This is a genomic window from Thomasclavelia ramosa DSM 1402, from assembly GCF_014131695.1.
GTDB lineage: Bacteria > Bacillota_I > Bacilli_A > Erysipelotrichales > Coprobacillaceae > Thomasclavelia > Thomasclavelia ramosa.
On sequence record NZ_CP036346.1, the window covers coordinates 755,901 to 780,942 of the forward strand.

General features: G+C 31.4%; 23 protein-coding genes and 1 other annotated feature. Of the genes, 22 read left to right on the forward strand and 1 reads right to left on the reverse strand.

What is annotated here, in order from left to right; all coding sequences use genetic code 11:
• Positions 1-18 precede the first annotated feature (18 nt).
• The 17 genes from EYR00_RS03665 (at position 19) to EYR00_RS03745 (ending at position 16,273) form a co-directional block, all read left to right on the forward strand.
• On the forward strand, positions 19-2,247 hold the full coding sequence (locus EYR00_RS03665; RefSeq protein ID WP_003538565.1) for a tetratricopeptide repeat protein: 2,229 nt from the start codon (positions 19-21) through the stop codon (positions 2,245-2,247).
• A 48-nt stretch (positions 2,248-2,295) separates the two neighbouring features.
• Positions 2,296-3,528 (forward strand): aminopeptidase, encoded by a 1,233-nt coding sequence (locus tag EYR00_RS03670; RefSeq protein ID WP_003538562.1) that lies wholly within the window; start codon positions 2,296-2,298, stop codon positions 3,526-3,528.
• A gap of 90 nt (positions 3,529-3,618) precedes the next feature.
• Positions 3,619-4,554 (forward strand): hypothetical protein, encoded by a 936-nt coding sequence (locus tag EYR00_RS03675; RefSeq protein ID WP_227166840.1) that lies wholly within the window; start codon positions 3,619-3,621, stop codon positions 4,552-4,554.
• A 60-nt stretch (positions 4,555-4,614) separates the two neighbouring features.
• Positions 4,615-6,201: a peptide chain release factor 3 gene (locus tag EYR00_RS03680; RefSeq protein ID WP_008792101.1), complete on the forward strand. Its 1,587-nt coding sequence runs from the start codon at positions 4,615-4,617 to the stop codon at positions 6,199-6,201.
• 56 nt (positions 6,202-6,257) lie between these two features.
• The gene (locus EYR00_RS03685) at positions 6,258-6,506 is read left to right on the forward strand and encodes a hypothetical protein (RefSeq protein ID WP_008792100.1); all 249 of its coding nucleotides are present in this window, start codon (positions 6,258-6,260) and stop codon (positions 6,504-6,506) included.
• Positions 6,503-7,027 carry a GNAT family N-acetyltransferase gene (locus EYR00_RS03690; RefSeq protein ID WP_003538554.1) on the forward strand — a complete coding sequence of 175 codons (525 nt, stop codon included), beginning with the start codon at positions 6,503-6,505 and terminating at the stop codon, positions 7,025-7,027. The genes EYR00_RS03685 and EYR00_RS03690 overlap by 4 nt, the downstream gene beginning before the upstream one ends.
• A gap of 58 nt (positions 7,028-7,085) precedes the next feature.
• Positions 7,086-9,035, forward strand: a complete 1,950-nt coding sequence (locus tag EYR00_RS03695; RefSeq protein WP_182481624.1) for a P-type ATPase actuator domain-containing protein — start codon at positions 7,086-7,088, stop codon at positions 9,033-9,035.
• A gap of 39 nt (positions 9,036-9,074) precedes the next feature.
• A complete protein-coding gene (locus EYR00_RS03700; protein ID WP_003538549.1) occupies positions 9,075-9,374 on the forward strand; it encodes a YbjQ family protein in 300 nt (99 codons plus the stop codon).
• Complete coding sequence (locus EYR00_RS03705; RefSeq protein ID WP_003538547.1) at positions 9,367-10,206, forward strand: RluA family pseudouridine synthase; 840 nt, start codon at positions 9,367-9,369, stop codon at positions 10,204-10,206. Before EYR00_RS03700 ends, EYR00_RS03705 begins: the two co-directional genes overlap by 8 nt.
• Positions 10,207-10,637: 431 nt before the next feature.
• Positions 10,638-10,759, forward strand: a sequence feature (ribosomal protein L20 leader region).
• A gap of 6 nt (positions 10,760-10,765) precedes the next feature.
• A complete protein-coding gene (gene infC, locus EYR00_RS03710) occupies positions 10,766-11,320 on the forward strand; it encodes a translation initiation factor IF-3 (protein WP_003538545.1) in 555 nt (184 codons plus the stop codon).
• Positions 11,321-11,337: 17 nt separating this feature from the next.
• Positions 11,338-11,532, forward strand: a complete 195-nt coding sequence (gene rpmI, locus EYR00_RS03715) for a 50S ribosomal protein L35 (RefSeq protein ID WP_003538543.1) — start codon at positions 11,338-11,340, stop codon at positions 11,530-11,532.
• Positions 11,533-11,557: 25 nt separating this feature from the next.
• Positions 11,558-11,917: a 50S ribosomal protein L20 gene (rplT, locus tag EYR00_RS03720; RefSeq protein ID WP_003538541.1), complete on the forward strand. Its 360-nt coding sequence runs from the start codon at positions 11,558-11,560 to the stop codon at positions 11,915-11,917.
• Positions 11,918-11,984: 67 nt separating this feature from the next.
• The gene (locus tag EYR00_RS03725; RefSeq protein WP_008792097.1) at positions 11,985-12,377 is read left to right on the forward strand and encodes an SRPBCC family protein; all 393 of its coding nucleotides are present in this window, start codon (positions 11,985-11,987) and stop codon (positions 12,375-12,377) included.
• 127 nt (positions 12,378-12,504) lie between these two features.
• On the forward strand, positions 12,505-12,930 hold the full coding sequence (locus EYR00_RS03730; protein WP_003538538.1) for a MarR family winged helix-turn-helix transcriptional regulator: 426 nt from the start codon (positions 12,505-12,507) through the stop codon (positions 12,928-12,930).
• A gap of 13 nt (positions 12,931-12,943) precedes the next feature.
• Positions 12,944-14,254, forward strand: coding sequence for an FtsX-like permease family protein (locus EYR00_RS03735; protein ID WP_003538536.1), 1,311 nt, complete (start codon positions 12,944-12,946; stop codon positions 14,252-14,254).
• Positions 14,241-15,011, forward strand: a complete 771-nt coding sequence (locus EYR00_RS03740) for an ABC transporter ATP-binding protein (protein WP_008792095.1) — start codon at positions 14,241-14,243, stop codon at positions 15,009-15,011. The genes EYR00_RS03735 and EYR00_RS03740 overlap by 14 nt, the downstream gene beginning before the upstream one ends.
• Positions 15,011-16,273: an FtsX-like permease family protein gene (locus EYR00_RS03745; RefSeq protein WP_003538532.1), complete on the forward strand. Its 1,263-nt coding sequence runs from the start codon at positions 15,011-15,013 to the stop codon at positions 16,271-16,273. Before EYR00_RS03740 ends, EYR00_RS03745 begins: the two co-directional genes overlap by 1 nt.
• Here the strand turns inward: EYR00_RS03745 and EYR00_RS03750 are convergent.
• The gene (locus tag EYR00_RS03750; protein ID WP_009299597.1) at positions 16,266-16,805 is read right to left on the reverse strand and encodes a metallophosphoesterase; all 540 of its coding nucleotides are present in this window, start codon (positions 16,803-16,805) and stop codon (positions 16,266-16,268) included. The two genes, EYR00_RS03745 and EYR00_RS03750, sit on opposite strands and share 8 nt — an antisense overlap.
• Positions 16,806-16,968: 163 nt before the next feature.
• Here EYR00_RS03750 and EYR00_RS03755 point away from each other — a divergent pair, with 163 nt between their 5' ends.
• The 5 genes from EYR00_RS03755 to EYR00_RS03775 all read left to right on the forward strand — a co-directional run bounded on the left by EYR00_RS03755 (position 16,969) and on the right by EYR00_RS03775 (position 25,041).
• Positions 16,969-17,673, forward strand: coding sequence for an ABC transporter ATP-binding protein (locus EYR00_RS03755; protein WP_003538528.1), 705 nt, complete (start codon positions 16,969-16,971; stop codon positions 17,671-17,673).
• 1 nt (position 17,674) lies between these two features.
• Positions 17,675-20,914 (forward strand): FtsX-like permease family protein, encoded by a 3,240-nt coding sequence (locus EYR00_RS03760; RefSeq protein WP_003538525.1) that lies wholly within the window; start codon positions 17,675-17,677, stop codon positions 20,912-20,914.
• A gap of 245 nt (positions 20,915-21,159) precedes the next feature.
• Complete coding sequence (locus EYR00_RS03765; RefSeq protein ID WP_003538523.1) at positions 21,160-22,602, forward strand: C40 family peptidase; 1,443 nt, start codon at positions 21,160-21,162, stop codon at positions 22,600-22,602.
• A gap of 417 nt (positions 22,603-23,019) precedes the next feature.
• Positions 23,020-24,237, forward strand: coding sequence for a BTAD domain-containing putative transcriptional regulator (locus EYR00_RS03770; RefSeq protein ID WP_008792092.1), 1,218 nt, complete (start codon positions 23,020-23,022; stop codon positions 24,235-24,237).
• A gap of 156 nt (positions 24,238-24,393) precedes the next feature.
• A complete protein-coding gene (locus EYR00_RS03775) occupies positions 24,394-25,041 on the forward strand; it encodes a hypothetical protein (RefSeq protein ID WP_008792091.1) in 648 nt (215 codons plus the stop codon).
• Position 25,042: the final 1 nt, after the last annotated feature.

Genomic DNA, 25,042 nt, shown 5'->3' on the forward strand with positions numbered 1-25,042 from the left:
TATCGAAAGGAGGTAAGTATGGATATAAAAGATCGTGTTAAAAGTTATGAGCCGTTATTTAATCAATGGTTGTTTGAAGAACTGGTAGAAATTCATGATCAAGAATCATTGATAAAAATTAAACATCAAGCGATTGGTGTTGAGAAAACGGCTCTTTTAAAAGTAATAACATTATATGATCAAGATAATAATATTGAATTTTTAGAAAAACGTGTAGAAGAGATTAAAAATAGATTAGGATTGCAAGTAATCAATGAAAGTGAATATTTAGATTATGAACAATATCTTATTGAGGATAATCAAGGAAAGATAATTGGTATTGACCTATGTCTTTTGATGGTTGATGAAGTTGATCGTTTACAAAATATAAATAATGTCAGTGGTAAATTATTGTATGAATTAGGTTTGAAATTATTTGATAAACATGAATATCTTGAAGCTTTAGAGTATTTTAAAAAGGGAGCAGAGGTGGATAATAGTGATTGTGTTTGCATTATTGGTTATTTATATGAACGTGGACTAGGTGTCGAACAAGATCATTATCAGGCTTTTCGTTATTATCAATCAGCAACAAGTTTAGGAAATGTTGTCGCAAGCTGCAATTTAGCATATTTCTATGAGTTAGGAATCGGTGTGAAACAAGATTATCAGAAAGCTTTTGAGTTATATGAATTTGGGGCTCGAGCTGGATTTGCTCGTGCTATTTGTAATTTAGGCTATTGTTACGAATACGGTCATGGAACTGCTGTTGATCTTCCACGTGCTGTTAATTATTATTATCAGGCGGCTAAACTAGGGTATAGTGAGGCTTTGTATAGCTTAGGAACTTGTTTAGAATTTGGTGAAGGAATTGAACAAGATATTGAACGTGCTTTCAAATGTTACGAAGAAGCTGCGAACCAAGGGCACGAACGTTCTCAACACCGTCTGGGTTATTGTTATGAAAATGGATTAGGAACAATTCAAGATTTTGTTAAAGCATTTTATTGGTATTATCAAGCTAGTCAAGTTAATTACGCTCCTGCTTTAATTGCGTTAGCGTCGTGCTACGAATTAGGTCAAGGAACTGATATTGATTTAAAAGCTGCACGTCAAAATTATTTAAAAGCTGCACGTCAAGGATATTCGCGAGCACAGTTTTGGTTGGGTTATTTTTATGAGAATCATCCTGAAATTAAAAATGCACCATATCGCTGTTCATATTGGTATCGTCAGGCAAGTAAACAAAATGATGTTCAGGCAATCGTAGCACTAGGTTACTGTTATGAAAGTGGTTTTGGAGTTAAACAAAATTTAATCAAAGCAATTGAACTATATAATAAAGCAGCTAATCAAGGGTATGCTCCAGCCCAATGTAATTTAGCATATTGTTATGAAATGGGAATTGGTATAGATGTCGACTTAAATGAAGCTGTCCGCTATTATCGCTTGGCTGGAGATGCAGGTTATCCGCGGGCTTTATGTAATTTAGGTTACTTATACGATCATGGAGAAGGAGTGGATGTTGATCATCATCAAGCTTTTAAGTTATATCAAAAAGCTGCAGAAGCTAATTATGCTCCGGGTCTTTATCATCTAGCTTTGGCATATGAAGAAGGTAATGGAGTGGATGTTGATATTGATAAAGCAATTGAGTATTATGAATTAGCAAGTCATCAAGATTATGGAATTGCCCTTTATAATTTAGGTTTGATCTATGAGCATAATGAACAGTATCATGATGATTTAAAGGCAATCAAATATTATGAAGCTGCAATTGATCAAAATGATGTCCGAGCTATGTATCGGATGGCTTTATATTTAGATGAAGGTAAAGTAATTGCTAAAAATCTAGATAAAGCTTTTACTTATTTGCAGATTGCTGCTAATCAAGGCTATGGACCAGCTATGAATATGTATGGAATATATCTTGAAAATGGAATTGGTGGATATAAAAATTTAGATGAAGCTTTCAAATACTATCTTGCTTCAACAAGTGATGAATATGTACCGGGAATATATAATTTAGCACGTTGTTATTTTTATGGTATTGGAACAACAGTTGATAAAGCTTCAGCTTTTAAATTGTTTTTAAAGGCTAGTGAACGTGGGTATTATGATGCTAGTTTTATGATTGGCTATATGTATAGTTATGGAGATGGAATTAATCAAGATAAACAAAAAGCCAAAGAGTATTTTAAGCAGGCTGCCAATAAAGGAATGAAAGAGGCGATTGAAGAGTTGAATAAGCTCGATAAAGAGGTATAAAGAAGTTTAGATTGATTATAATAAATTGATGGAAAGAGGTAGATAAAGATGTCGTTTAAAGAAAAATTATCAAAATATGCACAATTGATCGTTAAAGCTGGTTTAAATGTTCAGCCAGCTCAAATTGTTGTAATCGATGCACCTGTTGAGAGTGTTGAATTAGTACGTTTAGTAACTAAGGAGGCATATGCGGCTGGAGCTAGGGAAGTGGTTGTAAAATATAATGATGAAGTTGTTTCACGATATAAATATAAATATCTTGAAAAAGAAGCGTTTGCTCATGTTCCAACGTGGTTTAAAGAATTTAGAAATGATTATGCTGCTAAAAAGGCTGCCTTTTTAACAATTATTAGTGATGATCCTGAAGGTTTTAAAGGAATCGATCCTGCAAAGATCGCATTGTGGTCAAAAAGTGTATCAACTGCTTGTAAACCATTTTATGATAGCCTTGATTTGGGGATAAATACATGGTGCATTGTTGCTGGCAGTTCAATTAAATGGGCAAATAAAGTATATCCTGATATGTCTGATAGTGAGGCAGTAGAGGCGTTGTGGAATGCTATTTTTAAAGCGGTTAAAGTCGTAGATGATGACCCTTTGACTGCCTGGCAGGAACATCGTAAAAGTTTTGAAGCTCGAGTAGCATATTTAAATAAATTGAATTTAAATACATTGACTTATACTAATTCGCTTGGAACAAACCTAACTGTTACCTTAAATGAGGGTTACCTATTTGCTGGTGGGGGTTCTTATACGACTAAAGGACAATATTTTTTTCCAAATATGCCAACCGAGGAGATTTTTACAAGTCCATATCGTAATGGGACTAATGGGGTTGTGTATAGTTCTCTGCCATTAAATTATAATGGTAATTTGATCGATGAATTTAAAATGGAATTCAAAGATGGTCGAATTATTGATTTTGATGCAAAAATGGGTAAAGAGGTTTTAAAAGAGATGTTGAGTATTGATGAAGGTAGTCTTTATTTGGGTGAAATTGCCTTGGTACCATATGATTCGCCAATTTCTAATATGAAAACATTATTCTATAATACTTTATTTGATGAAAATGCTTCATGTCATTTAGCAATTGGAAAAGGCTTTAGTGAATGTATTCAAGGTGGTTTAACAATGACTAAAGAACAATTGTTGGAAAAGGGAGTCAATGATTCATTAACTCATGTTGATTTTATGATTGGTACTAGTGATTTGAAAATTGTGGGAGAAACAAAAGATGGTCAAGTAGTAAGGATATTTGAAAACGGAAATTTTGTATTTTAAGAAATGACGATATAACGGTTAGGTTATATCGTTTTCTTATTTACTATACTCGCTTTTTGTAATAGAATGAGTTCTATTGAGGTGAAAATGATGGAAGTAAAGAAAAGTATTGTTCCCCAGATAATGACGATCTTGCTAGTAGCTTTAATGATCTTGATGTCAGAAGTGTTTCATGAAAAAGAATTTATTTTTCCAGAAATTACGGCATTGACGATTGGAGCATGGTTAGCGCCTAAACAAGTATGGAAAACTAATAAAATTAAATTGGTTTTTTTAATTGCGGCTTATGCGTCGTTAGGGATTATTTTGGTTAAATATGTAGATATTGATATTTATTTTAAAATTTTAATTGGCTTTGTAGTATGTGTGACGGGATTATTTTTATCTAAAACGACGTTTGCTCCATTGATATCTGCAACGATCTTACCAATCATTATTAATAGTGAGTCATGGTTGTATCCGCTTTTTGCTACTGCAATGAGTATTTTGATTGTAATCGGGCAACAATATTTAGAGAAGGGCGGCTATCGTAGTGTTCAGGAATATCATCCGGTTACTGCAGCAGTTAAAGAAACCTATAGCTTAAATTTAAAACGGTTATGTGCATTAGCATTAACGGCTTTTATTGCTTTACAATTAAAATTACTGTTTTTGATTGCCCCACCCTTGATAGTTGCTTTTGTTGAATTGAGTAGTAATCACCCAAAGTTGCGTCATAATTCGATTAAATTAGCATTTGTTACCTTTATTTGTGCATTTAGTGGTGCTTATGGAAGAATTTTGATAAGTGAGATTGGTGATTTGCCATTAACTATTAGTGCAATTATAATTGTAATGATCATGTTGAGCATTATGAAAATTACTAAATTATATTTTCCGCCAGCTGGTGCCTTAGCAATTTTACCGTTATTGATTGAATCGGGAAAATTAATAGTTTATCCGTTTGTGATAATCGGTGGATTTGTAATCTTCACTGTCTTTGCTTTCATTATTACGAAGACTCCGTTAAACAGTCTGAGTAAATAGATTTCGGTTGACAAATTCATTATAAATCTATATGATTAATCCTTGCAAGGAGATATAAAAATGAGCGATTTTATCAAAGAAGTTGAAAAAAGAAGAACGTTTGCCATCATCTCCCATCCCGATGCTGGTAAGACAACATTAACAGAAAAATTCTTATTATACGGAGGGGCAATTCAACAGGCAGGTACCGTAAAAGGAAAAAAGAACAGCAGACATGCAACAAGTGACTGGATGGAAATAGAAAAGCAAAGAGGAATCTCTGTAACATCATCTGTATTGCAATTTAATTATGATGGTTTTTGTATTAATATTTTAGATACACCAGGTCATCAGGATTTCTCTGAAGATACTTATCGTACATTAATGGCAGCTGATTGTGCAGTTATGGTTATTGATGCAAGTAAAGGGGTCGAAGATCAAACTCGTAAATTATTTAAAGTTTGTACGATGCGTAATATCCCAATTTTTACTTTTATCAATAAAATGGACCGTGAAGCTCAAGATCCATATAATTTAATGGAAGAGATCGAACAAGAATTGGGGATCGATACTTGTCCAGTTAACTGGCCTATTGGTTCTGGAAAACAGTTTAAAGGTGTTTATGAACGGCATGATCAGGAAGTAATCCGTTTTATCCCTGTTGATGGCGGGCGTAAAGAAGTTGATACTAAAATAATGAAATATGATGATCCTGAATTAATTAATGAATTAGATGAAGAATTATATAATAAGCTGCAGGAAGATATTGAGTTATTAGATATGGCAGGAAATGATTTTGATTTAGAAAAAGTGCGTCAAGGTAAACTTTCTCCAGTATGCTTTGGTTCTGCTTTGACTAACTTTGGAATCGAACCATTTTTAAAACATTTCTTAGAAATGACAACACCACCATTACCACGAAGTACTGGTGAAAAAACAATCGATCCATTTAGTGAAGATTTCAGTGCCTTTGTTTTTAAGATTCAAGCTAATATGAATAAAGCACATCGTGATCGAATGGCTTTCTTTAGAATTTGCTCTGGTAAATTTACTAAAGGGATGGAAGTATATCACTATCAAGGTGGTCGTAAAATAAAATTGAATCAGTCAAAACAATTGATGGCTGATGAACGTCAAGAAGTTGATGAAGCTTATGCTGGAGATATCATCGGAGTTTTTGATCCAGGGATCTTTTCGATTGGAGATACGATTACAACAGGTAAAGCTAAATTTGCTTTTGAAGGTATTCCTACCTTTGCTCCAGAACATTTTTCATTGATTCGTAATAAAGATACGATGAAAAGAAAACAATTTGTTAAAGGTGTAGAACAAATTGCTAAAGAGGGAGCAATCCAAATTTTCACTGAATTAGGCGGTGGAATGGAAGAAATTATTGTTGGTGTCGTTGGGGTACTTCAATTCGAAGTATTAGAATATCGCTTAAAGAATGAATATAATGTTGAGATAATCAAGCAGCCGCTACCATATCAATATGTGCGCTGGGTTAAAGAGGGATGCGATTTAAAAGCTTTAAATTTATCTAGTGATACAAAAAAAGTACAAGATTTAAAAGGACAACATTTATTATTGTTTACTAATGATTGGGGCGTTCGTTGGGCTACAGAGAAGAATCCTGATTTAGAGTTATTGGAATTCAGTAAGAATTAGCAGGGCTAATTCTTACTTTTCTTTTAATTATCATGTTATAATGAATGAGAAAAGAGGTGATTACTATCGCAAATACAGGAAAACGTCGCGTGTGTCGTTGTATCAAGACAATGAATATTGTAATTGGTAAAGAACAGCGGGATCTATTTACTAAGGGCCAAGTTTACGATTGTGTGATTCGTGATAGTGGTCAGCTTCAGGTAAATTATAAAATATATGGTAAAGAGTTTGATTTGTCATGTACTAAAGAGGAATTTGAAGAAAACTTTGTTTTAATAAATAAAAAAACGGGGGTTAGAAAATGATATTTGAAGATTTAAAATTAGCAGAATTTAATGATTTTTATAAAGTTATTTTAGGAAATTTTCCTAGTAAAGAAATCAAAGAATATGATTATATGAAAGAGACTTTTATTAATGGTGATTTTAAAGTTTTGACTTTAAAAGAAGATGATGAAATTAAAGGTATTTTATCACATTATGATGGTGGAGAATTTGCTTTTGTTGATTATTTTGCAATAGATGGTAATCAAAAAGGCAAAGGTTTGGGAAGTAAGATGTTAAAACATTTTATGGAGACGGCAGGGAAACCGGTTATTTTGGAAGTTGAACATCCAGAAGATGAGCAAAGTCGTCGACGGATTGCGTTTTATCAAAGAAATGGCTTAGTGCTAAATGATCAGCATGATTATTTTGTACCACCTGTGCGTAACTTAAAACATCGTCTGTATTTTCATTTAATGTCTTATCCAACGGAAATTGATGCATTGCAATTTGAACGTTATTATCCTCAAATTTTACAGTTAGTTTATGGTGTTAATGAGTAGAGTTGGAATTTTTTTGAAGATATGCTAAAATTAGGTGACTATTGGAAAGGAGATTACTATGGCTCGTAATTTCTATATTGATAATATAAATGATAATGATAAATTAAATGAGGTCAGCCTCCTCTTAAACGAAATGGAAGAAGTTTCACGAATCAAGATTGGAAAAACAGGTATTTCATTTTATTGTGAAGATCCTGAAAATGTGCAGGCGGTTTTGAATAATCATGATGAAAATCTTGTTTTAAAAGAGGAAATCAACTCACGTAAGCGTGAATTCGTGGCACCAGAACAAAAAGTAGAACATATTTTTATGTTTACTAATTTAGAGACAGAAGAAGAGGCAAAAGAAATTGAGGAAGTTATTTCACGATATTCAGCCTATGAAAATGTTAGTCTTGATTTTACTAATAAGTTACTTAAAGTCACAACTAGTCAAAAGAATATTTTAGTGCGATTAAATCGTCTAGTTGATAAAGTTAATCCTAAAATTGATGTGGAGCAATGGAAGAAGCCATTTAAATCACAAGATATTTTTCAACAAAAATATTTAAATACAATGATTAGAATTGCAGGATTATTTGTAGCTTTAGCACTTGGATTAGTTACAAAAGATGATCCTAATTTTATAACTAATATTGCCTGGCTGATTGCTTTGATTATTTTTAATGAAAAGACCTTGGTTCAAGCATATAAAGATTTAAAAGTTAAACAATTCTTAAGTGAAAATATTACAATTAATCTAGCTTGTTTATTTGGATGGGCTTATGGTGCTTATATTGAGGCTATCGTGGTTTCTTTGATTTACCAAGTTGGAGAACGGTTATTGATGCGTTTAATCAATTTAACGATGGAGAAAATTGATGACGAGATCAACCCAATTCAATTGGGACGTCGAGAAATTGGTGAAAATGAATATGAGATGGTTTCTTTAGAAGATTTTGATATTGGTGATGTGATCGTAGTTTTACCTGGAGAAACGATACCTCTAGGTGGCAAGATTGCTTCGGGTGAAAGTGAATTAGATATGTTTGCCATTAATGGATCAGATATTTTAGAGCCAGTTAAAGCCGGAAGTGAAGTTCAAAGTGGAAGTGTCAATGTTAAAGACACTTTGAGAATTAAAATTTTATATACGTATGATCGCAGTGCAATGAGCAGAGTCTTAGAAATTGCGACAATGGCACCTGTTGGTTCTTCAAGAACGCATAGGCTGGTAGAATTAATCAGTAAGATTGATACAGTTCTTTTAGTCGTCGCAGGAATTCTTTGTGCAACATTAGTGCCAATTCTTAATTTTGAAGCAAATTTTAAATATATTTATTTAGGGGCTATTTTAATAACAATTTCTGGTTCTTTTGCTTACAAGCAGGCTTCTTCTTTTGCTGTTCTATCAGGAGTGGCTAAAGCTTTTTCTAAAAATATTGTTATTAAAGAAAATAGTGGTTTAGATGCTTTGAATTTATGTCGAACAGTTATTTATGATCGTTTTGATGGAGTTGAAGTAACTGAAGAGGAAATGGAATTATTCGCTAAATTATCAAAATTACATGTTGGCTTGATTATTTTCAATGATGGACCAGTTGATCTTGAAAATGATCAGTATCGAATCTATAATAATTTGGCAGTTGATGAAAAATTAGAAGTAATGGATAAAGCAAGTATTGCTGGACCAGTTGCTTATATTGGTGATAATTCAAAAGATATTGCATTATTGCAAAAAGCTTATGTAGGTATTAGCCGTGGTGGCATCAAAGATAAAAAAGTGATTGAAAATAGTGATATTATGCTGATGAATTCTGATCTTAATACCGTTATTGAAACATTCATGATTTCTAAGAAACAAAAATATATTACGATTGAAAATATTTTTGTAGGATTGTTTATTAATGTAATCTTAATGATCTTAGCTGTTTTATTTATTATTCCTTGGTGGCTGGCATTAGTAATTTATTTAATAGAAGTTGTAGTTGTATTATTTAATACTCATCGAATCATTGATATGAAATAGGTTACTTTAGTAACCTTTTCTTATAAGGAGGAAAATATAATGGATATGATTGAAGTAAGTACGATTGATTATTTACCCGGATACCGAATTACAAAGAGTCTGGGAATCGTTTTTAGCAGTAAAATCATGAATCAGGCAATTGCTAGTGATAATACTAATATTGAAGAAATGTTAGATACAGCAAGACAAGAAGCGATGGCAGAAACAGTTGCTCAAGCTTCTCGAAGACATGCTTCAGCAATCATTAATGTTCGCTTTACAACAACAAACCTTGGCAACAATATGATTGAGTGTCAAGTTTCTGGAATGGCAGTTAAGGCGGAAAAAATCGATGAATAAGTATTTAGTGAAGACAGATTCTACGTTAATGGAGTTTTTATTAAATCACTATAATAAAAAGAATGTTAAAAATTTACTTAAATTTAAGCAGGTGTCTGTCAACGGGCAAGTGATTAGTCAGTTTGATTATTCATTAAAACGGGATGATGAGATTGTTGTTGATCGTAATCCTAATAATAATTCAAGTCTAGATATTATTTATGAAGACAGAGAACTGATCGTTATTAATAAACCGGCTGGTTTATTAAGTATGGCCGGAGGAAATGAAAAAGAAAAAACAGCTTATCATTTAGTTGGAGAGTATCTTAAAAGTAAAAATAAAAATGCCCGTGTTTTTATTGTTCATCGACTTGATAAAGAAACATCGGGGGTACTGTTGTTTGCTAAAAATGAAATAATTAAAAATAAATTACAAAATAATTGGAATGATATTGTTTATAAGCGTGGTTATTTGGCAATTATTGAAGGAAAGCTTAAAAAGAAGCATGGAACGATTAAAAATCACCTTGATGAAAGTAAGACACAAATGGTTTATATTGCTAATAATGGTAAAGGTAAATTGGCGATTACAAATTATAAAGTATTAAAAGAATCACGATATAATTCATTGATTGAAGTATTTCTTGAAACGGGTCGTAAAAATCAGATTCGGGTCCATATGCAATCATTAGGTCATAGTATTGTTGGGGATAAAAAGTATGGTGCTACAACTAATCCGATTAAACGAATGGGACTTCATAGTCATGTATTCGCCTTTGTTCATCCGGATACAAAAGCTAGAATGGAATTTAAAGCGGTTGTACCAGAAGAATTTAAAAAAATGTTTAAATAATGTCTTGTTATGATAAGTAGCAAGGCATTTTCTAGCTTCTATTTAGTCGATATGCTATAGTAGCAAGAGGCTGTGGGCGCAGTATAATTTGACACAAGAAGAACTAGGGGGCAAGCGGTCGCTAAGTGAGAAATAAATGGTGGTATCTTGATATTGAAAATATTAAGAATTTGGCTAAGTTTATATTTATTAATAAATATAATTGCTGTAGAATGGAAAGTATTTAAACATAATCATAAAAACAAGTAATAATTTTATTGGGATTACATATATTATTAGTGGTGATGAAATGTTTGCATTAATAGTATTGATAGTCTTTTCGGTGTTTGGATACTTTAAATATTTACAAATAGATGAAGATGAATAAATCTTTTAAATATGGGTTGACTTTAATTAAATAAAATGATAATATACTCAAGTAAATGAAAAGTAGTGGAAAGAAGAAGTGCCTACTTCTCGCCTGATTGATTATGTCGATAGGCAAATGTCGCTAAGATAAACTATCTTAATGTCAATGTGTGGGTACTCAGTGTGCTCACTTTTTGTTTAAACTACTAAAATGGAGGTGGCTTTTATTAGCAGATTTGATAACAGAAAACCAAAACAACCGGATGAGTTAGTAAACGAAAAAATTCGTTTCAAAGAAGTACTAGTCATTGATCAAAATGGTGATCAATTAGGTGTCAAAAGTCGTAACCAGGCAATTGATATTGCTTATGGTGCAGGACTTGATTTAGTGTGTGTTGCCCCTAACGGTAAACCACCAGTATGTCGTATTATGGACTTTGGTAAATATCGTTTCGAACAACAAAAGAAAGCTAAAGAAATGAAACGTAATTCTAAAGTGGTTGCTTTAAAGGAAACTCAATTATCGGTAACTATTGATGTTCATGATAAAAATGTAAAATTAAAAAGAACATTGAAATGGTTAGAAGAAGGTAACAAAGTTAAAATTGCAATTAGATTTAGAGGAAGACAATTAGCTCATATGGATCTTGGGAAAAAAGTTATTGATGACTTCGTAGCTGAATGTGCTGAAGTTGGTCAAATTGAAAAACCAGCTAAGCTAGAAGGTAGAACTCTAACTGCAATAATTGCACCAAAGAAAAAATAATTTAGGAGGAATATATCATGCCAAAAATGAAATCACATAGTGGTCTTAAAAAACGTTTAAAAAGAACAGGTAGCGGTAAATTAAAACGCAGCCATGCTTATGTATCACATTTATCTCACAATAAAACTCATAAACAAAAGAAACACTTAGCTAAAGCTACTTTAGTAAGTGCATCAGACTACAAGAGAATTAAATCTAGATTAGCAAAATAATTATTGACATAGGAGGAAGAAACAAATGGCAAGAGTAAAAGGTGGATTTACTACAAGACGTAGAAGAAAAAAAGTATTAAAATTAGCCAAAGGATATTTTGGATCAAAACATACATTATATAAAACTGCTCATGAACAAGTTATGCATTCATTAGCATATTCATATAGAGATAGAAGACAAGTAAAAAGAGATATGAGAAAATTATGGATTGCACGTATCAATGCTGCTGCAAGATTAAATGATATCTCATATTCAAAATTAATGCACGGATTAAAATTAGCTAACGTTGAAGTTAACCGTAAAATGTTATCTGAAATCGCAATTTGTGATCCTAAAGGATTTACTGCAATTGTAAATACAGCAAAAAAAGCATTAGCAAAATAATTATTTAGAGAAAGTTCGCTTTCTCTTTTTTTATTGTGTTATAATGGAATCGTGGAGGGCTCAAAAAATGAAAAGAATAGATATGACAGTTGATTTTAAAAGTGAAGTAGCAGCAGTTTTTAAAGTAATAACTAATTTAAAGGATTGTTCATGGCGTAGTGATTTAACACGGGTTGAGCAGATTGGTGATAATCGATTTATTGAATATGATCGAAAACAGCGGGAAACGAAGATTTTTGTTACAGATTTACGTGAAAATATTCAATTTGACTATGATGTTGAAAATAATAGTTATCGTGGTCATTGGAGCGGACAATTTGCCCCTTTGCCTGATGGTGGATGTCGCATGTATCTAAATTTTGATTTTGAACCTCAATCGATATTAGGAAAATTTGTTCGTGTAGATAAATTTGAAGAAAGATATATTGAAGATTTGAAAAAAGAGCTGAATGAATATTAAAACTATACTAAGGTATAGTTTTTTTAGTCAATTAGAATATGTAGCTTACTACATATTTTAATTGACTATTAATATTAGTCATCTTATAATATTAATATGTAGCAGGCTACATATTAGGGAGGCGGAAATGAAGGATTATGAAGTAATGTTCAGTTTAAATAAACTGGCAGGAAATATTGCTAATTATGCAAATGCTCGTTTAAAGCCATATGGATTAACTTTTACACAGCTTAGTGTCCTGATTTTTTTAGCCGATAATCAGGATCGAACGATCAATCAAAAAGATATTAGTATGGAATTTGATGTCTCACATGCTACAACAGTAGGAATAGTTGCACGAATGCATGGCCGTAGTCTTGTTAAGGTTAAAGCGTGCGAATCTGATCGACGAATAACCAATGTTATAATCACAGATCATGGTAAAGATATGATAGTTCAGACTAGAAAGGTACAAGAGGAATTAGTGCAATTATTTTCTAAATGTTTAGATGAAACAGAAATGACTAATTTTTTTAAATTGATCAATAAAATTAATCAAGTTTTTAAAACTTAGATAGGAGAAAAGTATGGGAAATTTTAAGTTTGCAATGACATTACTGGTGAAAGAGTATAAAAAGAGTGCTTTTTATGCTTTGACAATGGTTTTTGCTATTGCAGTTTGCTTTATCTTTTTTAATATTATGAATAACGACTTATTAGCTGATCCTGGTGCTGTCGTTGGTGGTACTACATGGAATCAAGTCAATGTACCGCTTTCTACAACATTATCTTTTATCATAATTTGCTTTTGTTGTTTTATGATTTTCTTTGCAAATAGCTTTTTTATTTCTCGAAAAACTAATGAAATTGCCATTATGACATTATCGGGAAACAGTTCTTTTAAATCTACTAAATATTTGATTTATCAGACATTTGTATTATTACTGATTGCAGCACCAATTGGTCTTGCGTTGGGGATGGCAGTTACACCAATCTCAAATTATTGGATGTTTCATTATTTGGGGATTGAGGCATCGATTTATCATATACCTTCAGCAGCATTTATGCAGACCATAGTTGTAGTTGCAATGATCCTAGTTGCACTTTGTGTTTTTGCTAGTGGGTATATTTATCGAAATGATATTTCAAGTTTGTTACAACAAGAAAAGGCAATGGATTTTAGTGATAAACGTAAATTAGTAATTCCATCAGCTGTTTATTTATTTTTATATGTATTTGGAATAGTTATGATGTTTATGAATGAGCATAGTGCTACCGCTTATATCGCACCTACCGGGGTAGGGATCGTTGGGGCTATTGGTTTGATTAGATATGCGCTGCCAGAGTATATTAAGAAGTTTAAAGAAAAGAAATTATTAGAAAAGAGATATGCATTGATTTATGTTTCTAACCTTGGTTATTCAATTCAGCGAGCTATTTTACTAATTAGTTTAATGATGATTTCTGTTACAGGGATGATTGCGGCAATCGCTGCTAATCAGGGAGCACCTCGTGAATATATTACTGGAGTGATTGGTTACATTGTAATAATCATTTTGTTAATAACTAGTATCGTTTATAAATTTTGTATGGAGGCCCAGACAAGAAAAACTTTATTTTTTAATCTTTGGAAGATTGGGTATACACGAAAAGAAATAACTAAAATAATTAAGTATGAGGTATTTTATTTTTATTTAGTTTTATTATTAATTCCAATGATTTATATAATTATTATTTCAGGATGTTTTATTTATCATGGGGAGATGTCGGTTGCTTTTGCGTTAGGAGTAATTGGGGTCTACTTTATTCCTGTTGTTTGTTCAGGTTTAATTACTTACTATAATTATAAAAAAGCGGTGGTAGCACCGATTCATGGAGGAAAAAATGATGGAAAATAAAATTTTAGTTGCTAAAAATGTAACAAAAATATATGGTGTAGGGACAAAAAACCCCTATACTGCGTTAAGTGATGTTTCTTTAGAAATGTATGAGGGAGAATTTGTTTGTGTCATGGGTCCTTCAGGAGCTGGTAAATCGACTTTTATTAACAATTTATCAACAATCGATATTCCAACTAAAGGTTTTGTTTATATTAATGGTAAAGAGGTACGACAAATGTCGGAGGGAGAAATTGGTAAATTCAGATATGAAAATTTAGGATTTATTTTTCAAGAATTTAATTTATTAGATTCACTAACGATTTTTGAAAATATTGCTGTACCGCTGACGTTAGCAGGAAAATCAAAAGTAGAGATAAAAGCAGCAGTTGCAAAGATTGCAAAACGGTTAGATGTCGAGCAGATTTTGAATAAATATCCAAGTGAGTGTTCTGGGGGACAAAGACAAAGGGCAGCAATTTGTCGGGCTTTAGTTACTAATCCAAAGATTATTGTAGCTGATGAACCAACTGGAAATCTTGATAGTAAAAATTCTCATGAATTGTTATCGTTGTTTAGAGATTTAAATATTAATGACGGTGTATCTATTTTAATGGTAACTCATGATTCTAAAATTGCTTCGTATTCATCGAAATTATTATATATTAAAGATGGTGTGATTGATGAAACAATAGAGCGAAAAGATATGAGTCAAAAAGAGTATTTTTACAAAATCGTTGATATTAATTCGACAGAATCGCAAGCGTTGTTTGACTAATGGGCTTAATAAAATTAGCAATAAGATCTTTAAAAACTGATTTTTTAAAGAGTTTATTTTATTTTCTATCTTTTGTTTTAACAACGATTTTTATTTTTTTATTCTTTAATCTTACACTTAATCCTAGTACAGGGATCAATCTTGGTGGGAATGATGCAAAGTTGATTACTACGATAGCTGCTTTTGTAATTTTGATTGCAATGGTTTGTGTATTTATGGCTAATGATTTTTATGTTTTAGCGAAAACTAAAGATGTGTCAATTGTTTTGATGTCAGGGGCATCTGTTTATCAAGTTGGGATTTATTTGCTTTTACAGAGTACGATTATCATGTTTTTAGCTATTCCAATTGGTTTTGTCATTAGTTATCCTCTAGTTCCTTTAGTAAATAATTTACTTTTTATGGTCTTTGATTATCAAGGAAGTTTAAATTATATTTCGAGTAATACTTTTATGGCAACTGCTATCATTTTATTTTGTGAAATTGGCTGGTGTACGCTTTTAAATATGGGATATTGTTATCGTACCAGCATCAATAAGATGGTGACTGCAAATGTTAAAATTGAAAAATTTGGAATAGGCGTAAAGAAACTATCAAATCGAATATATCTTGTTTTGTTTATTTTACCAATGATCGTATTTCCTTTTCTTAATGATACAGCTAGTCATTTATTGATTGCTCTTATTGGAATAATTGGTGTTTATGGCCTAGTTAAGAATATAATTCCTGAATTCATTGAAAATCGGCAAACTAATGAATCGTTAGAAGACCGCTGTTTATTAATTACGCTGGGAAATGTTCGCTATGATCTAGAAAAAGTTAGAATGCTTGTTTTAGTAATAACCATAGCAGCGATTATTTTGATGTGTACAACTATTTATACTTTAGATACCCCATTGATTAGTATGGTTACGTTGATGTCATATTTTAGTGTCATGGTATTGTTATCGATTACAACTATTTTTAAAGTAGGAATGGAATTGCAAGGACGAAAAAGGAGCTTTCTTAACTTGTATCATATGGGGTATGATCTAAAAGATTTAAAAAAGATAATCGATTTGGAAATGATTATCTTCTATGGTTTAATTATTGTTATTCCTTTGTTGTATCAAATAATTATTTTAATTAAATTGTATAGTTTAGGATTGATTAATTTTTATCTAGTGGGGGGATTGTTATTGATTCAAATTATCCCAATGCTAGTTTGTATGATTATTTGTACGCTCATGTACCAAAAAGTTTTGCCGGAACCGATTATTTGAACCATTTTTTATAAAATGGTTCTTTTCTTTTAGGACGTTCCATTGGGGAAAAAGGGTCACATGGTTCTAATGTCGTGACATCATAAAAAGTACTTTTTTTTGTCTTAGTATCAAAAATACAATAAGTTGGATTACGATACTGACCTCTAGGATAACAAACACTACCAGGATTAATAAAAGTGATTCCTTCATGAAAATCGTAATAAGGTCGATGAGTGTGCCCGAAACAAACTATATCAGCTCCCTTTTCTTTTGCGATATGGGTTAAATAATCTAGGTTATAATCAACATCATAGCGATGACCATGGACAATATAAAATTTTAAATCATCGATTGTAATAAATAATTCATCAGGAATATTACCAAAATCGTTATTACCACGGACTAAATAAAAACTATTAAGATTGATGCCATCATAAGTCATATAAATATCACCGCAGTGAATGTAATAGTTAACAGAGTTGTTTTTTAAAAGGGTTAATAAATCGGTTTTAGAAACAGAATGAGAATCTGATAAAATCATTATTTTCATAATAGACCTCCTAATTGATTTAATTTTAGCACGATTTTTATGAAAATTCTTGTAATATGAGTAGCATTATTTAATTTATTTATTAAAAAAGTAGAAATTGGATTGAGAATAGTTTCGTGATATAATTATGTATATGTTTTAATTAGAAAGGTAGTGATGATAAATGAAAAGTTTCATTACATTTAATAATGTTAAAAAGACATATAAAGTTGGTGATGTCGAAATCAATGCATCAGATGGTGTTGATTTTGAAGTTAATAAAGGTGAATTTGTAGTAATTGTTGGGCCTTCTGGTGCTGGAAAAACAACTATTTTGAATCTTTTAGGGGGAATGGATAAAGCAACAAGTGGGCAAATTTTAGTTGATGGTCAAGATGTTGCTAAATATAGTGAAAGACAGTTGACGCAATATCGACGAGATGACATTGGTTTTGTTTTTCAATTTTATAATTTGGTTCAAAATCTGACGGCTTTAGAAAATGTTGAATTAGCTACCCAGATATCGAAGAATCCTTTAGATGTGAGAATGGTTTTGGAACGTGTAGGATTAAATAAACGGTTAGATAATTTTCCGGCTCAGTTATCAGGTGGTGAGCAGCAGCGGGTGGCTATTGCGCGAGCAATTGCTAAAAATCCTAAACTGCTTTTATGTGATGAACCGACAGGAGCATTAGATTATCAAACCGGTAAAGCGATTTTAGGATTACTACGGGAGATGTGCGATAAATATACAATGACAGTAATTGTTATTACTCATAATAGTGCTTTAGCTCCAATGGCAGATCGAATCATTCATCTTAAAAATGGTCAAGTAGCTTCAATGAATATAAACGAACATCCTAAGTCAATCGCGGAAATTGAGTGGTAATATGAAAAAGAGAGCATATGTAAAAAATCAAATTCAAATAATAAAAAAAACTAAAGCACGTTTTTTGTCGATTTTTTGTATTGTCTTTTTAGGTGCTGCCTTTTTTGCAGGACTCCGGCATACGGCTTCAATTATGGAAATAACGATGGATAGTTATCTTCAAGAACACGCTTTCAATGATCTTAATTACGTTGCAACACTAGGATTTACAAATGAGGATATAGAAGCTGTTAAAAAAATTGAGCAAGTCGCTCAGGTTGAATATGGAAATCGCTTTGATGCTTTGATCCAAGTTGGTGATAATGTCAAAGGAACGACAGTATATACAAATGAGAGTTTTGATAATAAGGTCAATAAAATTGAATTAGTTGATGGTACAGTTCCAGTTGCTGATGATGAATGTTTGGTGGATAATAATTATGCTTCAAGAAATAAAATCAAAGTAGGAAGTAAGATAACATTAACTAATGATAATGGTGAAAAGAAATTTAAGGTTGTTGGATTGATCAATGATCCTCGTTATTTTAGTACGATTGAACGGGGGACAAATACTCTCGGTGATGGAACTAATGAGGCTTTTGTTGAAATTTTAGCTCAAGGCAATGAATCATTAGCTTTACCGCAAGATCTATATGATCTTCGTAATGGAACTGTTTTTAATGAAATTCGAGTGACTTTAAAAAACAGTGATGATAATAATATTTTTAGTGATGATTATTTAAGTTATGTAAAAGATGTTAATAAAGAAATTAAAAAAGTTCTTAGTGGTAAAGTTGCTCAGGTCAATGAGGAATTAGCGGGTGATGCTAATCGTGAATTAGAAAAAGGCGAACAGGAATATAATGATGGTATCAATGAATACCAAGATGGATTAGCTCAATATAACAATGGTCTTAGCCAATATGAAAGTGGCTTAAAGCAGTATCAAGATGGTTTAAATAAATACAATGATGGGTATCGTCAATATCAAAATGGTCTAAAGCAATATCAAGATGGAAAAGCTCAGTACGATCAAGGAGTCAGTGATTATCAGCTGGGAAAAGCTCAGTATGATCAAGGAATCAGTGCATATAATGAGGGGATAAATCAATATAATAATGGACTGAATCAGTATAATGTGGGAATTGAGCAATATAATCAAAGTGTAGTACAATTACAATATTTAATTGAGAATAATTTAATTACGCCAGAAGATGCTGCAATAATGCAAGAAAAGTTGAACGAGACTAAAATTCAACTGGATGCAACTAAAAAAACTTTGGATGCGAGCAAGCTGGAATTGGACAATAATGGTGCTGTTTTGGCTGCTACAGCTAATCAATTGGAAAGTGCAAGAATTACGTTAGCAAATACGAAAGTTACTTTAGACAGCTCCAAAGCCCAGTTAGATGAAACAGCGATAACTTTGACTAATTCTAAAAAACAACTGGACGATTCTAAAATTACATTAGACAAGACAAAAGTTTTACTGGATGAAACAAAGATTAAATTAGATGAAGCGAAAACATCGTTAGATGATGCTAAGATAAAACTGGATGAGGCTCGCAGTGCCATTGATGATATTCCAACTGGAAAACTGATTAGTTTAACACGTGAGGAAAGTGCTAGTATCTTAAGCTATGATTCTGCTTGTCAATCAATGAAAGCCATTGCAGTAGTCTTTCCACTGATCTTTTTCTTGGTCGCTGCATTAGTTAGTTTAACAACAATGACTCGAATGGTTGAAGAACAGCGAGTCCAAAGCGGAACCTTCAGAGCTTTAGGATATGATAAAAAAGATGTAATTAATCAATATTTGATTTATGCTTTTTTAGCTACTTTCGTGGCTAGTGTATTAGGAATTATCGCAGGAGTATATTTCTTCCCAAGTATTATTTATTTCTTGTATCGTAAAATGTTGTTTAATGTCGGTGCACCAATCAAGATTTCATTTGATACTTTTATTTGTATCCAAACATTTTTGATTTCAGTAGCGATTACTTTATTAGTTACTTACATAGTGACACGTCAAGAATTAAGTGAGATGCCAGCTAGTCTGCTTAGACCTAAGGCCCCTAAAATGGGAAAAAGAATTGTTCTAGAAAGAATAACATTTATTTGGAAACGTTTGTCTTTTAATCAAAAAGTTACGATGCGAAATATTTTTAGGTATAAAAAGCGTTTCTTTATGTCGATTATAGGAATTGCTGGTTGTGCGGCTTTAATTGTTACTGGATTTGGGATCAAGAATTCGGTTTCTACTTTAGCAGATAAGCAATATGGTGATATTTTTACTTACGATGGAATGGTTGTATTTGATCGTAATCTAAGTAATGATCAATTAAAAAAAGAAAAGGATGAGTTTGAGAGTTTAAGTAGTGTAAAAGATTGCAGTAGTTTTTATCGAAAAACGATCACAGTTGTAGGAAGTAAAGATCATTATGGTACATTAGAAGTATTTAAGAATAATGAGGAACTTAGCAAATATACAAATCTAGAGAATTATCAAACAGGTGAAAAAATTAAATTAAATAATCAGGGGGTTGTTATTTCAGCTAAATTATCAGAATTATTAGGAGTAACGATTGGAGATAAAATAAATATAACGATTGATGAAAAAGATTATCAGGTTAAAATTACAGGAGTAATGTTATTGTATTTTCAACACCATATATATATGAGTGAAGAATTTTATCGAGGTCTAACAGGTGAGACACCAGTTAATAATTATGCGTATTTTAATTTAGAAGATGATGGCAATCGTAAAACTGTTACTAACTATTGCGACAAGGATAGCAATATTGATTCATTAAATTATGTTAAAGGAATTAGTCAAGCATTTAGAGATCAAATGGGCAGTATCGATAGTGTTGTTGTGATATTGATTGCTTGTGCCGGGGCCTTAGCTTTTATTGTCTTGTATAATCTAACAAATATTAATATTCAAGAACGTAAAAGTGAAATTGCAACTATAAAGGTATTAGGCTTTTATCCACGTGAGGTGTATGATTATGTATTTAGAGAAAACCTAATTTTATCAGCAATCGGATCAATTGTAGGATTAGGAATTGGGAAAGTTTTACATATGTTTATCATTAATGCGGTAGAAGTTGAAGTAGCTATGTTTATTAGAAGTGTTAATTTAATGAGTTATGTTTATGCAATAATTATTACAATGATCTTTACTTATTTAATTGATTTTGGAATGCGAAAAGTTTTAAAAAATATTGATATGGTTGAGTCATTAAAGAGCATTGAATAAGGTATTTTTAGTTATAAATTCTGGATAATATTATTATTAATATTTATGTTTATGGTAATTTCTATTTAGGACTATGTAAAATCTTATAAATTTCTTAAGAAATCTTAAAAAAATTATTCTCTTGAAAGCTAAGCGGAGCTTGCGATACAGCCAAAGGACAAAAATGAAAGAGCTTTCAGGGCTAGATTTTTCTAAAAAATAGTAATATAATAACAATTGGATATATTATTGAAAGGAGGTAACGAATGGATAGAAATATTAAGACAAGCTTTAAAAATGTAGTTGACGAGTATATCGTTAATCGTAAAGCAATGTTCATTCCGATTGCAGCTGTTGCTAGTTTTATGCTAGTTGGTTATGCAGCAGCAGACAAAGAAAAACCTGAGATTAAGTCTAATCAAATCGATCTTGCCTATGGTGAGAAATTTGATGTAGATAGTATTGATATTACTGATAATAAGGACAGTCGTGATTTAATTGAAGTATCAGCTGACACTTCATCATTAAATGTAACACAATTAGGTTCTTATAAAGTATCAGTTACTGCAACTGATAGTGGTTCTAATGTTGCTACAAAAACAGTTCAAGTTAATGTAGTAGATAATGAGGGACCAAAATTTGAATCATTAGGTTCAAATCAAGGATACACAATTGATGTTCCTGTAAAAGGAAGTACAGATTTCGCTAGCTATGTTAAGGCTAATGATAATGTTGATGGTGATGTAACTCCATTTATCGAGGCTAATACCCCATTAAATACAGAGGTTAAAGGTCAACAAGATATTACTTTAAAGGCTACTGATAGTTCAGGTAATGAAACTGTTAAAACTTTTACATTCGCTGTTAGCGATTTAGAAGCTCCGGTTATTAATTTAACCCAAGGAGAAAATGTTACTGTAGATTACGGAAGTGGTTTTGATTTAAATAATTTTGTAAATGTTACAGATAACTTAGATGGTACTTTAGTACCAACTGTTGAAGGATCTATTGATACTTCAAAAATTGATGAAACGCAAACATTGAAAATTTCTGCAACTGATAGTTCAGGAAATGTTAGTGAGGCTAACTTAAATGTTGTTGTTAAAGATTTATCAGCTCCTGTAATTAGTTTAACAAAATCTTCAATTACAGTTAATGCTGGTGAAAATGTTGATTTTAATGCATATATTGCTTCAGCAATTGATAACAAAGATGGTGATGTTAAAGCCAATGTCAAAGTTGATGCTCCTAGTACAGCGAAAGCTGGTACTAAAACAGCTACATATACAGTAACTGATGCAGCCGGTAACACAGGTACCGCGAGCTTATCAGTAAAGGTAAATGCAGTTTATGGCGGGGCAGCAAGTAATAACTATGGTAATAGTGTTTTATCAGCTGCTTATTCTAGATTAGGGTGTCCATATGTATGGGGAGCAGACGGTCCAAATTCATTTGACTGTTCAGGTTTTGTCAAATGGTGTTACTCACGTGTAGGAATTTCACTTCCACACTCATCTTCAGCTCAAAAGAATGCAGGTACACAAATTAGTATTTCCCAAGCACAGCCAGGAGATATCTTATGGAAATCAGGACATGTTGGTATTTATATTGGTAATGGTCAATATATTCATGCCCCAAGAACTGGTGATGTAGTTAAGATTTCATCTGTGTCTGGTTCAGGATTCGTTTGTGCTGTAAGAGTAAAATAAAAATTGAATATAACAACTAATTAAAGATTACGATTTTAAATTCGTAATCTTTTTTGATTCTATCAATATAATTAGTATTACCGCACTTATAAATAAAGTTGACGTAATTAAAAATACAGTGCTATAATGAATATGTTATTTTTATAAAAAAATTAGAATCGAGGATCATACTTTTCCTGCACGGGAAAGAATAGATTTTCGTGCACAAAAAAAACACATAAATTTGGGTCTATTTACGTGTTTTATATTTATGCAACGAAAACGTATAGTTAAACCAAGTGGTAAGAATTTATCACTAATAAATTACTATTAAATAAAAATAATGGGCTAATACTGTAATGGGGTTTTAGAATATGACTATTTTGGTGGATAAATTTGTGGGCAAGTAACATATCTTGAAAAGTGAGGGAATTAGATATGGCAAATGATAAGATTAACGTAAATATGTTTGGAACGTTTTCACTTTCACGTGGAAATGTAACAGTTGATTTAACCAAATTATTAGGAAAACAGTTGATTAATTTATTCCAATTATTGCTGCTTCAAAAAGGAGTTGTAATATCTAAGAATAATATTATTGATATTTTATATCCGGATAGTGAAAATCCAAATAGTGTGGTTAAGTTTTCTATTTTTAGACTTCGTAAAGATTTAAAAGCATCAGGTATTTTTAATGAGGATGAAGAAGTTATTTTAACTGTTAAAGGTGGTTATCAAATCAATCCCAAGTTGGAATGGGTGATGGATACTGAGGAGTTTTATTATAACTGGGACAAAATAAAATATATTGATGATATAAGTGATAAGGACCTAGCATATGCTCAAAAAGTAAATCATCTATATAAAGGTAAATTATATATAACGACTAATCATTCTATTTGGATTGAACAGATGCTAGAATTTTTTCGCTCAGCATATGTTAACTGTGTTATCAAAATTTGCAAATACTACATGAAAAGAAAACAGTTTGAAAAGATGATGTCAATAAATTATCATGCTATTCTATTAGAACCATTTTACGAAGGTCTACATTATTATTATATTAAAGGCCTGATTGAATTAAAGGACTATCATAATGCGTTAAAATATTATGATGACCTGAATGAACGCTTTTATAAAGAGTTGGGAACAGGATTATCACCGCGGTTTAAAGAGCTTTATGATGTCATTACAGAAGATATAGAAGAAGATTATATTATTAATACTGAAAATGTTAATGAAGATTTGATTATTAATAATGCTGATTATCGAGGGTTTTACTGTGGATATGACATGTTTAAGCATATGTATGAAATTTTACTTAAGAATGCACTTCGAGATAATAAGAAATATTTTTTGATTATTTTTGATCTTAATGCTAAAACTACAATAGAAAATCAAGTACATGTAATGAACCAGTTAAAAGAAATGATTGCTTCATCATTAAGAGTGAATGACTTGTTTGCTAAAATTAATAAGAAACAATATATTATTTTAGTAGCGTGTCAGGAAATGGACAATGCATATACAATCATTCAAAGAATAAATAAAAAGTTTTATGCAAAATATAATAGTACTACATATCGTTTGAATTATGATGTTGCAAAAGCAAAATTATTATATAAAAAACCAATAGAGTCTTCAGTTCAGAGTTAAGTTTTAGAGATATAACTTAACTCTTTTTTAGATTTTAAAAGAAAGTTATTATCTAAAACAAAATATAACCGCTTTAAAACCACCATTACATATAATATGGATGTAATGTGGGAAAAGTATCCACCGATCAATATTAAAGCAAAGGAGATAATCATCATGGAAAATAAAAAAAATAAGCTATTAATATTAATGATTGTTCTATGTATCATGGTTCCAATTGGAGGCGCAATTGCCTATTTCCGTGCCGATACTTCTTCAAGTAACAAACTTAGTTCAGGGAATATTGGAATTGAATTGAGAGATGCTACAACAAATGAAGATGGTCAAATAACGGATGAAGGTATTAACTTTAATTTTGGTTATCCTGGAGCTATAAAAGATAAACAAACATTTGTAAAAAATACATCAGAAAATGATTTATATACAAGAATTGCTGTTACCAAATACTGGGAAGATGAAAGCGGTAATAAGGTGATCGATGCTAATCCTGGTTTTATTGAAATCATTACTAATGATAAAGATAATTGGATTATTCAAGATAGTGATGAAAATAAAGAAGTTGTTTATTTCTATTATAAAAAATTATTAGAACCAGGGGCAGTAACAGATTTATTTGTTAATCAAATCAAATTATCTGGCAATATCGATAACACTAATGCAATGCGTTACTCTGGTTTAAGTGCTCATTTAAGTTTTGAAGCTGAAGCAATTCAAAAAGTTGGTGCTGAATCTGCAATTTTGAGTGAATGGGGCTTAGAAGTTAAAATTGATAATAATGATGTTATTCAGTATGTAGAAGAATAGT

Coding starts and splice junctions, on each gene's coding strand:
- EYR00_RS03700 (WP_003538549.1), top strand. CDS start 9,075: ATGGATATGATTGAAGTAAGTACGATTGATTATTTACCCGGATACCGA.
- infC (WP_003538545.1), top strand. CDS start 10,766: ATGGAGGTGGCTTTTATTAGCAGATTTGATAACAGAAAACCAAAACAA.
- EYR00_RS03680 (WP_008792101.1), top strand. CDS start 4,615: ATGAGCGATTTTATCAAAGAAGTTGAAAAAAGAAGAACGTTTGCCATC.
- EYR00_RS03770 (WP_008792092.1), top strand. CDS start 23,020: ATGGCAAATGATAAGATTAACGTAAATATGTTTGGAACGTTTTCACTT.
- EYR00_RS03665 (WP_003538565.1), top strand. CDS start 19: ATGGATATAAAAGATCGTGTTAAAAGTTATGAGCCGTTATTTAATCAA.
- EYR00_RS03740 (WP_008792095.1), top strand. CDS start 14,241: ATGATGGAAAATAAAATTTTAGTTGCTAAAAATGTAACAAAAATATAT.
- EYR00_RS03760 (WP_003538525.1), top strand. CDS start 17,675: ATGAAAAAGAGAGCATATGTAAAAAATCAAATTCAAATAATAAAAAAA.
- EYR00_RS03695 (WP_182481624.1), top strand. CDS start 7,086: ATGGCTCGTAATTTCTATATTGATAATATAAATGATAATGATAAATTA.
- EYR00_RS03675 (WP_227166840.1), top strand. CDS start 3,619: ATGGAAGTAAAGAAAAGTATTGTTCCCCAGATAATGACGATCTTGCTA.
- EYR00_RS03750 (WP_009299597.1), bottom strand. CDS start 16,805: ATGAAAATAATGATTTTATCAGATTCTCATTCTGTTTCTAAAACCGAT.
- rpmI (WP_003538543.1), top strand. CDS start 11,338: ATGCCAAAAATGAAATCACATAGTGGTCTTAAAAAACGTTTAAAAAGA.
- EYR00_RS03765 (WP_003538523.1), top strand. CDS start 21,160: ATGGATAGAAATATTAAGACAAGCTTTAAAAATGTAGTTGACGAGTAT.
- EYR00_RS03775 (WP_008792091.1), top strand. CDS start 24,394: ATGGAAAATAAAAAAAATAAGCTATTAATATTAATGATTGTTCTATGT.
- EYR00_RS03670 (WP_003538562.1), top strand. CDS start 2,296: ATGTCGTTTAAAGAAAAATTATCAAAATATGCACAATTGATCGTTAAA.
- EYR00_RS03745 (WP_003538532.1), top strand. CDS start 15,011: ATGGGCTTAATAAAATTAGCAATAAGATCTTTAAAAACTGATTTTTTA.
- EYR00_RS03725 (WP_008792097.1), top strand. CDS start 11,985: ATGAAAAGAATAGATATGACAGTTGATTTTAAAAGTGAAGTAGCAGCA.
- EYR00_RS03690 (WP_003538554.1), top strand. CDS start 6,503: ATGATATTTGAAGATTTAAAATTAGCAGAATTTAATGATTTTTATAAA.
- rplT (WP_003538541.1), top strand. CDS start 11,558: ATGGCAAGAGTAAAAGGTGGATTTACTACAAGACGTAGAAGAAAAAAA.
- EYR00_RS03755 (WP_003538528.1), top strand. CDS start 16,969: ATGAAAAGTTTCATTACATTTAATAATGTTAAAAAGACATATAAAGTT.
- EYR00_RS03730 (WP_003538538.1), top strand. CDS start 12,505: ATGAAGGATTATGAAGTAATGTTCAGTTTAAATAAACTGGCAGGAAAT.
- EYR00_RS03705 (WP_003538547.1), top strand. CDS start 9,367: ATGAATAAGTATTTAGTGAAGACAGATTCTACGTTAATGGAGTTTTTA.
- EYR00_RS03735 (WP_003538536.1), top strand. CDS start 12,944: ATGGGAAATTTTAAGTTTGCAATGACATTACTGGTGAAAGAGTATAAA.